The following is an 11,828-nucleotide window of genomic DNA, read 5'->3' as shown; positions in this document are numbered from 1 at the left end:
CCGGCTTCCCTCACAGGAAGGGCATCGTTTCATGACCAAATCCTCTCAGATTTGGTCCGGTTTGCTTAGGAATTACCAAACAAAATGCGCCGGCTTGGCGCGGGCGCATTGAAGACGATGCACGCTGTGGCGAAGATGAATGGCGACGCGATTCGAGCGGAACTTCTCGTCACCGTTGTCACGCGCGATGCGACGCATCGCCGTCGCGACACCGCTGCATCGCACGCATTTCGATCATGACGACACGCAAGGCGCGGCATCACGCCGCGCCTCGCGTGCCCCCTACTTCGACGCGACCGGACGTTCGACCGGCAGCGTTTCCGGCCAGCCGCCGGCGAGGGCTTCGTACAGGGCGACGGCGCTGGTGGCGGTGCGGGTGTCCAGCGGAAATGCGGGCTTTGGCGCTACAGGGCCCGCGCGCCCATGGACGGCCCTGCGGGGCCGTTTGTCTGCGGCACCTGCGGCTGTGCCAACGTCTGCTGCTGCGCCTGCTGCTGGCGATCCACCTCCACCGCCTGCTGCAAGGTCTGCTGCGCGGGCATCTGCGCCGCCGCGGCGACATCCAGCGGCGGCGTGTGGTGGTTCGGTTCCCGGTCCCGGCCGAAAGGAAAGTAGGACGTCATCAGGTTGCCGCCGTAGATGCCGACGTCGTCCGCCTGTCGCACCAGCCTGTCCTGCTTGAACGCCAGCAGCCCCTGCGCGGCGATGTTCCCCGCCCGCTCGTCGTCGTAACCGTTCGCACGCGCCGCCTGCACCATGCGCTGGTGCAGTTGCTGGTCGCCGGGACTCAAGGCATCGAGCGGCGAGGCGCGCACTTCGGGCGTCGGCTCGGAAGCGGCTTCCGCCCCGTTGCGGATGGCATTGCCGGGCGAAGAACTGCCCCCGGGAACGACAGGCACGTAGCGATGATCGTGCTGCGGATTGACGCTGCCGTCCTGCGTATGGTCGAAGTGATGTTGCGCCGGTGGGGACTGGCTGCTGTCGTAGTAGGGCTGCGGCGTTGCCCTGCTGATCTGGATGTTGATGCCTTCCTGCTCCATCAGGTCTTCCTTCAACCCAATGGCCGCCATGTCGATCGTCAACCGGTGGGTCACGCCGGGGTGGTGCTGCGCATGCTGGCGCTCGGCCTGGACGATGGTCTCGATCGCACCGGCACCGTAGTAGTTGGTGTAATCCGACTTGCCGCTCTCGCCCAGACCGACGGGGCGCTGCCCCGGCTGAGCGCTGGCCACGTCCGGGCGGTTGAAATAATGCTGGCCCATGGCGGCAATGTTGGCGGGCGACTGCGCCAGCGTGTTGTCCGGATTGAAGACCAGCCCCTGCTTCGCGACGGTCGTGTTGGTCGCAGGATCCAGCTCCACGAAATCGGCCGTCCGGCCGGATGCGAGCGTGCGCTGCCGCATGTCGTCCAGCGAAAAGTTCGGCGATGTCTGCTGGTGCCGACTCAACAGGGCGTTCCAACCCGAGATCTCGGCTTTTGCCTCGTCATCCCGACCGGCCTGGATGTAGTCCCTGACCGGGACGGTGTAGTCATGGACGACCGCTGCACTCTGCGCGATCTGGCCGACCTGCTGGCCAAACAGCGCAGTCGCCTGCGATTTTCCGGGATGGTCGAATCCATGCTGGATTTCATGCCCGATCACGAAAGTGAGATCGTCGGGATTGAACCTGCCCTGCGGATTGGCCGGTGTGTTGGTCTGCAGCCCGAGCGCAGGCAGATTCATGGTCTGGGCATACCCGTCGTAGGTACCGCCCGCATGGACATCCGGTCGGACGAATCCGAAATTCTCCAGCAGCATCCTGCCCGGATGGGTACCCGGATCGCGCGTCGTGGCCGCGCGCTTCACTTCATCGGCCAACACCGGCGAACCGTTGAGCGTCGATTGGAGGTTGTCGAGCATGTCCCGGGTGACGGGGTGGCTCGCCTGCGTGGCCACACCGGCCTGCGGCGGATCGAGATAGGTGCTGTGGCCGAACCGGATCGTCATCTCCTGAACCTGCATGACGGCTTTCAGGTCCGCGCCCGCAGCCGTTCCAGTCGACTGGAAAGACGAGGCGGGCAGCGAGACCACGCCGCTTTGCAGGTCGTAATGCCCCACCAGATTGGGGCTGGTGTTGCCGGCCGTCGCAAGCGAAAACCCTTGGAGCTGTCCGGCTTGCGCTGCTTGATTGAGCTGCCCCAGCAGGCGCGCATCGGACGTGATTGCAGAGCGCAGTTGCGCCGCCTGATCACCTGTCACGCTGGGTTGCTGACCGAATTGGACAAGCGCCGCTTCGAGCTGCGCGTTCGGCTGCGGATGTGCCATGCCCTTGCCTTCCTCAGCGCGTGGTCACCAACGTGATTCGCCGGACGCAAGCGGGATAGGCCTTGCCGTCGGGAAAACGACGGACCTCGGGCAGGATCTCGACATTCATTCCGTCACCGACGTAGCTGACGCCGACCAGCCTGCCAACCTCGCCGTTGATCTGGTCGTACTGGAACACATCGCGATACCCACTCGCCTTCAAGGCATCGTGATAGGTCTCGAAATCCGGGGCGCAGATCGCCGACATGTCGGCGAACCGGTCGCCTTCGTGGATGAATTCGAGACTGAGCGAGATAGACGTCCCCGGGGGCGTTTCGTGCCCGAGCGAGACCACGTACAGCCAGCCGTCTTCCAGCCGCTGGGTGTGGAATGGCCCGTTCGGGCTGTCCCTGAGTGTCAGCCCCATCGCTGCCTGGACATGCTCGCGCGTGAGAGCGTCGCGCGACTTGACGCTTCCGATCAATTTCAGGAAGCGTCGACCGACGTCCTCGGCGGTCAGAGCCGGACTTTCATCAGCGGAAGAGTTTTTTGCAGTGGTCATGATCGTGGGCTCCTGAGTCCGGGCCGGCGGATTGGTCGCGCAGGCCGACACGCTCAGCGCAAGCAGCATGGGGATAAAGGAAACGAGCATGCGTCGACGTCGATCTTTCAATCGCGGAGAGAGCATCGAGAAGCCGGTCAACGCACTCATGCAGCACCGCCCTCCCCGATCCGGATCGACTGCACGCAGGTGCGCACGATCGCCATGGTCGCGGGATCGAGTTGCGCGCCCGCGGTGACCTCAATCGACAGAAGTTCCTTCGCGTATTGGTCGTAGAGGTATCGGCCGTGTTCGGCCCGGTAGGGCGTGCGCTGGAGACCCGTCGCCTGCAACCCGGCGGCGAACTGCTCGAAGTCGGGCTGGCAGACGGCGCCCATGTCGGGCGTGGTGCCGGCGACGGCGGGCTGGATGTCGAGACTGAAGCGCGGCGTCAGGCCCTGCGTGCCGGGCGGGATCACTTCGACCCCGAACGTCCAACCTGTTGCGAGGGCACCGCCGGCACCGTAGCGGCCCGAGCCGTCGCGGGCATGTTCGACCTCGATCCCGAGAACGGACTTGAGCCGCGCGGGCGAGATGTCATCGAGGCGCTGCGATGTACGGATGAGTTCGAGCACGCCCGTCAGCAGTTCCTCGGCCGACGCTGCCCGGCCCTCTGTGCCGGCAGCGCCCTGTCCGGCCGTCGCGGCCGGCGTGGAATCGGATGTCATCGAATCAGTCTCCTTGACCGGTCGCGGATGGGCGCACGCGGCCAGAGCCAGTGCGGCGCTCACGAGGAAAGCGAAGGGAGCGCGATACGCATTCGATGATCGGGGCATGGCATCCGGTCCGTTGGGGCTGCTGGCGAATCGCGTCGCGGGATGATCCCGCGACGGGAAGCCTAGCGCAGGCCGTCGGGCCGATCCAATCGGTAGATCCGTGCAAAGAGACATGACCGGGAGAATGTTGTTCCCCAGCCGGTCGTGGCAGCGTGCGAAGCCTCCGAATGACGATAGAGCGCTGAAAGCTGGGTCCCGGCGTTCGCCGGGATGACGGTGTGGGGTCGGAGAGGGCGCGCCCGGTACACCGGTGCCCAATGAAACAACATCACGCGAGGCGCGACTTCCGCCGCACCTCGCATGCGCCCTACTTCGCCGCGACCGGCCGCTCGACCGGCAGCGTTTCCGGCCAGCCGCCGGCGAGGGCTTCGTACAGGGCGACGGCGCTGGTGGCGGTGCGGGTGCGGGCGTCGGCGAAGGCGTCTTCGGCCTGCAATCGCGTGCGTTCGGCGTCGAGCACATCGAGCAGGCCGATCGCACCGGCGTCGAAGCGCACGCGCGCGAGGCGTGCGGCCTGCGCGCTGTCTTCGGCGGCGTGCGCGAGCAGTGCGTCTTCCTCGCGGGCTCGTGCGTGGCGCACGAGGGCGTTCTCGGTGTCTTCCAGCGCGAGCAGCACGGTGCGTTCGTAGGTGGCGAGCGCGCCGGCGGCGTCGGCATCGGCGGCGGCGATGCGCGCACGCACGCGGCCGATGTCGAGGAACGACCAGTCCACGCCCAGCGCGACGAGGCGGGTTTCGCTGTCGCGCGTGAACAAGTCGTTCGTGTCGATCGCCTGCGAGCCGATCAGGCCGCGCAGCGTGAACTTCGGGAACAGGTCGGCCGTCGCCACGCCGATGCGCGCGGTCGAGGCATGCAGGCGCGCTTCGGCGGCGGCGATGTCGGGACGGCGGCGCAGCAGGTCGCCCGGCGTGCCGGCCTCGATGCGCGACGGCAGCGCGGGCAGCGGTTTCTCGGGCGAGAGTTCGGCGAGCAGCGCTTCCGGCGGGCGGCCGGTGAGCACCGCGAGGCGATGCATCGCCAGCGCGGCCTGCGCTTCCAGCGCGGGGATGCGCGCGGACGTCGACGCCTGCTGCGCGCGAGCGCGTGCAAGGTCGAACGGGCTGTCGCGGCCGGCGTCGTGGCGCGCCTGCACGAGCTTCAGCGTCTCGGCCTGCGTGTCGGCGTTCTCGCGCGCCACGTGCAGCCGCGTCTGCAAACCGCGCAGTTCGAAGTACGTGCGCGCCACGTCGCCGGCGATCAGCACCTGCGCGGCGGCGAGGTCGGCGGCGCTGGCGGCCACGTCGGCGCGGCCGGCTTCCACGTTGCGGCGGATGCGTCCGAACAGGTCGAGTTCCCACGCGGCGGACGCGCCGACGCTGTACGACTCGGTATCACGATCGGCGCGTGAGACGCCCGGCGCCTGGTCGGCGCTGCTGCGCGCGTCGCTGCCGTCGGCCTGCGCGGTCAGCGTGGGGATACGGTCGAACTTCGCGCCGCGCAGCAGCGCGTTGGCGTGATCGTAGCGGCTGAGCGCGATGCGCAGGTCGTGGTTGGCGGTCAGCGCGTCCGCGACCAGCGTGTCGAGCTGCGCGTCGCCGAAGCCGTGCCAGAACGCGGTGTCGGCGGCGGGCAGCGGCGCGTCAGTGCCGATGTCGGATGCGGTGCCCTGCGCGAAGCGTTCGGGCATCGTCATCGTCGGCCGCACGTGGTCGGGGCCGACGGCACAACCACCGAGTGCGAGCGCGAGCGCGGCGACCTTCAGCAGCGTGCCTTTTGACGGCGCGGCTTTCGACAGTGTGATTTTCGACAGCGCGGCAGCGGCCGCGCGCGACGGATGGAACATGGGAAATTCTCCGGAAATCGGGGACGAAGCGACGCGGAGAACCGCGTCGCAATCATCGGTACGGCATCACCAGCGCAGCGTTTCGCCCAGATGGGTGTAGCTGCCGGTGGGGCCGTCGGCGCCGATCAATGCCATCGTGACGCTGCTCTTCGCGCCGGTGACGATGTCGAGGTCGCCGTTGGCGTTCATGTCGGTCTTCACCGAGCCGGGATGGATCGCGTTGACCTTGATCGCGGTGTCGCGCAGTTCGTGCGCGAGGTGCACGGTCCAGGCGTTGAGCGCGGTCTTCGATGCGTCGTAGGCCGGCAGCTTGTAGTCGAAGATCCACGACGCCGGGTCGGTGTGCTCGGCGAGCGAACCGAGGATGCTCGACACGTTCACGATGCGCGCGGCGTCGGAGCGGCGCAGCAGCGGCAGGAAGGCCTGCGTGGTCGCGACCACGGCGAACAGGTTGGTGTCGAACGTGGTGCGCCACGTCGACAGCGTCTGCTCCGACGGCGCCTTGCTCATGTCGTCGATGAACACGCCGGCGTTGTTGACGAGGATGTCGAGGCGGCCGTGGCGCTGCGCGACCTCTTCGACGGCGGTGGCGATGCTGGCGTCGTCGGTGACGTCGAGTGCGAGCGCCTCGACCGGCAGGCCTTCGGCCTGCAAGGCCAGCGCGGCCTGCACGGCCTTGTCGCGATCGCGGCCGGCAAGCAGCACGTGCACGCCCGCGGTGGCGAGCTGGCGGACGGTTTCGCGGCCGATGCCGCGGGTGGCGCCGGTGACGAGGGCGATGCGGGTGTCAGTGGTCATGGGGAAACTCCGGAAGCGGGGGAATGAGGAGGGAAGCGATCAGGCATGCGGGGCGTGCGAGGCGTCCGCGACGGGCGCATGCGAGACCAGCGGGCGATGCGCGAGCTTGCGCAGCGCCACGTAGAACACGGGCGTGAGGAACAGGCCGAACAGGGTGACGCCGAGCATGCCGGCGAACACGGTGATGCCGGTGACGGTGCGGATCTCCGCGCCCGCGCCGTGCGAGAACACCAGCGGCACGGTGCCGGCGATGAACGCGACCGACGTCATCACGATCGGGCGCAGGCGCAGGCGGCAGGCTTCCAGCGCGGACTCGACGATGCCCTTGCCCTGCAACTCCAGTTCGCGCGCGAACTCGACGATCAGGATCGCGTTCTTGCACGCCAGTCCCATCAGCACCACCAGGCCCACCTGCACGAACACGTTGTTGTCGCCGTTGGTCAGCCACACGCCCAGCAGCGCCGACAGCAACGTCATCGGCACGATCAGGATCACCGCCAACGGCAGCGTCCAGCTTTCGTACAGCGCGGCCAGCACGAGGAACGCCAGCAGCACTGCCAGCGGGAACACCACCAGCGCGGCCTTGCCCTGCGTGGCCTGCTGGTAGCTCAGGTCGGTCCATTCGATCGCCATGCCCGGCGGCAACGTCTTCTGCGCGAGTTCGGTGACCTTGGCCATCGCCTCGCCCGAGGACAGCACGCGCGGGTCGGCTTCGCCGAGCAGGTCGGCGGCGGGATGGCCGTTGAAGCGGATCACCGGGTCGGGGCCGTAGGTCTGCTTGATGGTGACCATCGAGCCGATCGGCACCATCTCGCCGGCGTTGTTGCGGGTGCGCAGGTTGGCGATGTCCTCGACGTCGTCGCGGAACGGCGCGTCGGCCTGCGCGATGACCTGCCAGGTGCGGCCGAACATGTTGAAGTCGTTGACGTAGGCAGAGCCGAGGTAGGTCTGCAAGGTGTCGAACAGTTCGGTCAGCGGCACGCCCTGCGCCTTGGCCTTCACGCGATCGACCTCGGCATCGAGCTGCGGCACGTTGGCCTGGTAGCTGGTGATCGGGAAGCCCAGCCCCGGCGTCTGCGAGGCCGCGCCCTGGAACGCCTGCACCGCGGTCTGCAATTCGCCGTAGCCGAGGCGGTTGCGGTCCTCGACGAACAGAGACCAGCCGGAGCCGTTGCCCAGGCCCTGGATCGGCGGCGGCATGAACGCGAAGGTGAAGCCGTCGCGGATCGCGCCGAAGCGCTGGTTGAGTTCGGCGGTGATCTCCGCCGCGCTGCGCTTGCGTTCGCCGAACGGCTTCAGCGTGAAGAACGCGACGCCGCTGTTGGGGGTGTTGGTGAACTGCAGCGGATTGAGGCCCGGGAACGCGACCTCGCTCTCGATGCCGTCGACCTGCTTCGCGATCGCGGCCATCTGCTTCAGCGCCGCGTCGGTGCGCTCGATCGACGCGCCCTCGGGCATCTTCACGCCGGCGATGAGGTACAGCTTGTCCTGCACCGGGATGAAGCCCGCCGGCACCGCCTTGAACATCAGGCCGGCACCGACCAGCAGCACGGCGTACACCATGAACACCATGCCGCGGCGGCCCAGCGTGCGCGACACCGCGCCTTCGTAGCGTTCGGAATTGCGTTTGAAGAAGCGGTTGAACGGACGGAACAGCCAGCCGAACAGGCGGTCGATCAGGCGCGACGGGCGATCCTTCGGCGCGTCGTGCGGACGCAGCAGCTTGGCGGCCAGCGCCGGCGACAACGTCAGCGAATTGACCGCGGAGATCACGGTCGAGATCGCGATGGTCACCGCGAACTGCTTGTAGAACTGGCCGGTGACGCCGGTGAGGAACGCCATCGGCACGAACACCGCGCACAGCACCAGCGCGATCGCGATGATCGGGCCGGACACTTCGCGCATCGCGAGGTGCGCGGCTTCCAGCGGACTGGCGCCGTGCTCGATGTGGCGCTCGACGTTCTCGACGACCACGATCGCGTCGTCGACCACGATGCCGATCGCCAGCACCAGCCCGAACAGGGTCAGCGTATTGATCGAATAGCCCAGCAGGTGCAGCACCGCGAACGTGCCGACCACCGACACCGGCACCGCCAGCAACGGGATGACCGATGCGCGCCAGGTCTGGAGGAACAGGATCACCACCAGCACCACCAGCAGCGTGGCTTCCAGCAGCGTGCTGATGACCGAATGGATCGAGTCACGCACGAATACTGTCGTGTCGTAGATCGAGGTGATCTCGACGCCCGGCGGCAGCGTCTTGCGGATCTCGGCCATCTTCGCGATCACCGCGTCGCGGATGTCCAGCGCGTTGGCGCCGGGCGCCTGGAAGATGCCGACCGCGGCGGCGTTGTTGCCGTCGAGGCGCGCGCGCAGCGTGTAGTCGCCGGCGGCGAGTTCGATGCGGGCGACGTCGCGCAGGCGGACGATCTCACCGTCCGCGCCGCTCTTGAGCACGATCGCGCCGAACTCGTCCTCGTTCTCCAGCCGGCCCTTGGCGTTGATCGGCAGCAGGAAGTCGCTGCCGTTGGGCATGGGCTCGGCGCCGAGCTGACCGGCAGACACCTGCACGTTCTGCTCGCGCACGGCGCGCAGCACGTCGCCGGCCGTCAGGCCGCGCGCAGCGATCTTGTCCGGGTCCAGCCACAGGCGCATGGCGTAGTCGCCGCCGCCGAACGCCTGCGCGTCGCCCACGCCGGGGATGCGCGCCAGTTCGTCCTTCACGTGCAGGCGCATGTAGTTGCGCAGGTACAGCGAGTCGTACTTGCCGTCCTTCGAGACGAGGTGCACCACCATCAGGAACACCGGCGACTGCTTCTGCGTGGTCACGCCCTGCCGGCGCACGTCCTCGGGCAGGCGCGCCAGCGCCTGGCTGACGCGGTTCTGCACGCGCACGGCGGCATCGTCGGCGTCGGTGCCGGGCTTGAAGGTGACGGTGAGCTGCAGCACGCCGTCGGAGCCGGCGACGGACTTGACGTACATCATGTCCTCGACGCCGTTGATCGCTTCCTCCAGCGGCGTGGCGACGGTCTCGGCGATCACCTTGGGGTTGGCGCCGGGGTACACCGTGCGCACCACCACCGAGGGCGGCACCACTTCGGGGTATTCACCGATCGGCAGCAGCGGGATCGCGATCAGGCCGGCGGCGAAGATCACGATCGACAGCACCGCGGCGAAGATCGGTCGGTCGATGAAGAATCGGGAGAAATCCATGGGCGTTCCTGGTGACTGCGAAGCTGCGGCGAGGCGCAGCGTTGGCCATCCGCGCGGGACGGCGCGAAGTGCGATGGGATCGGTGACGCGGGATCGACGTGACGGCGGGGACCGCCGCCTCCGACACCGGGGGGACATCCGGCGGATGCGGTGACGGAGGACGGCGGGCGCCGGACGCGGGGGAGCGCGTCACGCCGCGCGGCCGAGGGGAGGGAGCCGCGCGAGCGATGGGGGAACGAGGGGCGTCAGCGCGTGGCGACGGCCTTGTCGGTCGATGCCGCTGCCGACGGTTGCACCGGCGTCGGTGTCGTCATCGGTACGGTCTTCGGCACCACCGGCATGCCCGGGAAGAAGACCTTCTGCGTGCCGCTGACGATGACCGTGTCCTTCGCCGTCAGACCGGACGTGACCACGCGCAGGCCGTCGAGGTCGCGACCGATGGTCACGTCGCGGCGCTGCGCGGTGTTGCCCGGCCCGAGCACGTAGACGTACTTGCGGTCCTGGTCGGTCATCACCGCCTTGCCGTCGACCAGCAATGCGCGCGACGACGCGCCGCCTTCCAGTTGCACGCGCGCGAACAGGCCGGGCGTGAACACGCGATCCGGGTTCGGCACCACCGCGCGGGCGCGCACGGTGCCGGTGGCGGGATCGATCTGGTTGTCGACGAAATCGACGGTGCCCGCGTGCGGGTAGCCGGATTCGTCGGCCAGCCCGACGCGCACCGCGTTGCGCATGGTGTCGCCGCCACCGGCGCGCGCCTGCGCCGCGTGGCGCAGGAACGCCTGTTCGTCGGTGTCGAAGTAGACGTACATCGGATCGAGCGACACCACCGACGTCAGCACCGAGGCATCGGCCTGGGCGAGGTTGCCGACGGTGACGAGCGCGCGTCCGGCGCGGCCGCTGATCGGCGAACGCACTTCGGTGTATTGCAGGTCGAGTCGCGCACTGGCGACCGCGGCTTCCGCGGCGCGCACCGCAGCGGACCCCTGCGCGGAGGCGGCCTTGCGGGTGTCGAACTCCTCGCGCGAGATCGCCTTGGCGTCGATCAGCGCCTGCGCGCGGGCGCCCTGCGAACGCGCGAGCTGCGCTTCGCTGCGGGCGCGGTCGAGTTCGGCCTCGGCGCGCGCCAGCGCCGCGCGGTACGGGCGCTGGTCGATCACGAACAGCAGCTGGCCCTTGCGGACTTCCTCGCCTTCGCGGAACGCGATGCGTTCGATGTAGCCGCTGACGCGCGGGCGCAGGTCGACGCTGTCGACCGCGGCGATGCGGCCGGTGTAGGCGTCCCATGCGGTGACGTCGCGATCGAGCACGCGCGCGACGCCGACTTCCGGCGGCGGCGGCGCGCCCGCAGTGGCGGGATCGGCGGCCTCGCTGCTGCACGCGTTGAGGGCGATGACGAGCGCGGCGTTGAGCAGCAGCACGGCCAGCGGAGTCCGGGTGCCCGATCGGGCGAAGGATCGACGGGAAGTCATGACGAGAGCGGGTCCTTGGTTCTGGGAGAGGATGCGATGCCGCGCAGCAGTGCGCGGGCATCGTGCAAGGCGCGATCCGTCGCGATCGGGGGTGCGGCCTCCGCCGCATCGATGTCGTCCGACCAGAACGCCGAGGGCGTGCCGGGGCCGCCGCAGGCGACGACGGCATCGGACGCGGATTCCGCACGGCTGGCCAACGCCAGCGCACGCCGCGCGACCGCGCGCGGCGACGGCCAGCCTTCGCAGGCGTGGCGGGCGTTCTTGATGGTGCGCAGCGGCGCGTTCACGCCGAGCAGGTGCACGCGCACGCCGAGCGCACGCGCTTCGTCGTGCAGCACGCGCCCGAGCATGCGCAGCGCGGCTTCGGCGATGGAATGGTGGCCATAGCCGGCCCACGGAAAATCCGCGCCCGGGCCGCCGACCAGCACGTAGCCGCCCTGCTCGGACGCGGACAGCCGCGGCAGCAGCTGGCGCGCGGCGAACAGATGCGGCAAGAGGTCTTCGTCGATGCGGCGGCGGAGGAACTCGCCCGGCTGGTCGAGCAGGCGCCCGCGCATCGGGGTGCCGCGGATCGCGGCAACGACGCCGACGATCGGGCGGCCCAGCGCTTCGAGCTGCATGCCGAGCGCATCGCAACCGGCATCGGTCGACAGCGAAGCGACCAACGGCACCAGCGCGGCGCCGGGATGCTCGGCGCACAGCGCGTCCAGCGCCTCGGCATCGCGGGCCACGGCGACGACGTCGTGGCCGTCGCGCAAGGCCTCGGCCACCACCTCGCGGCCGACGCAACCGGTCGCACCGAGCACCACCAGCACGCCTGCCTCCGGGGTCGCCGGGATGGGATGATCCGCCATTGTCCCG

At 68.8% G+C, this 11,828-nt stretch carries 8 protein-coding genes; all 8 read right to left on the bottom strand.

Features of this window, described 5'->3' with window-relative positions; translation table 11 throughout:
* Positions 1-404 precede the first annotated feature (404 nt).
* The 8 genes from ACT53R_RS16460 to ACT53R_RS16425 all read right to left on the bottom strand — a co-directional run bounded on the left by ACT53R_RS16460 (position 405) and on the right by ACT53R_RS16425 (position 11,821).
* Positions 405-2,240: an XVIPCD domain-containing protein gene (locus ACT53R_RS16460; protein ID WP_476172997.1), complete on the bottom strand. Its 1,836-nt coding sequence runs from the start codon at positions 2,238-2,240 to the stop codon at positions 405-407.
* A gap of 79 nt (positions 2,241-2,319) precedes the next feature.
* Positions 2,320-2,997: a hypothetical protein gene (locus ACT53R_RS16455; RefSeq protein WP_476172991.1), complete on the bottom strand. Its 678-nt coding sequence runs from the start codon at positions 2,995-2,997 to the stop codon at positions 2,320-2,322.
* Entirely contained in the window at positions 2,994-3,662 is a 669-nt protein-coding gene (locus ACT53R_RS16450; protein ID WP_476172990.1) for a hypothetical protein, read from the bottom strand. Before ACT53R_RS16450 ends, ACT53R_RS16455 begins: the two co-directional genes overlap by 4 nt.
* A 307-nt stretch (positions 3,663-3,969) precedes the next feature.
* Positions 3,970-5,484, bottom strand: a complete 1,515-nt coding sequence (locus tag ACT53R_RS16445; protein WP_476172989.1) for an efflux transporter outer membrane subunit — start codon at positions 5,482-5,484, stop codon at positions 3,970-3,972.
* A gap of 66 nt (positions 5,485-5,550) precedes the next feature.
* Positions 5,551-6,282, bottom strand: coding sequence for an SDR family oxidoreductase (locus tag ACT53R_RS16440; RefSeq protein WP_476172988.1), 732 nt, complete (start codon positions 6,280-6,282; stop codon positions 5,551-5,553).
* 39 nt (positions 6,283-6,321) lie between these two features.
* Positions 6,322-9,495, bottom strand: a complete 3,174-nt coding sequence (locus tag ACT53R_RS16435; protein WP_476172987.1) for an efflux RND transporter permease subunit — start codon at positions 9,493-9,495, stop codon at positions 6,322-6,324.
* 245 nt (positions 9,496-9,740) lie between these two features.
* Entirely contained in the window at positions 9,741-10,967 is a 1,227-nt protein-coding gene (locus ACT53R_RS16430; RefSeq protein ID WP_476172986.1) for an efflux RND transporter periplasmic adaptor subunit, read from the bottom strand.
* Entirely contained in the window at positions 10,964-11,821 is an 858-nt protein-coding gene (locus ACT53R_RS16425; RefSeq protein ID WP_476172985.1) for an SDR family NAD(P)-dependent oxidoreductase, read from the bottom strand. The genes ACT53R_RS16430 and ACT53R_RS16425 overlap by 4 nt, the downstream gene beginning before the upstream one ends.
* Positions 11,822-11,828 lie beyond the last annotated feature (7 nt).

It is taken from the genome of Lysobacter sp. DMC104, assembly GCF_056313665.1.
The sequence above is the reverse complement of the archived record's forward strand: the minus strand, read 5'-3'. Positions and strand labels throughout refer to the sequence as shown.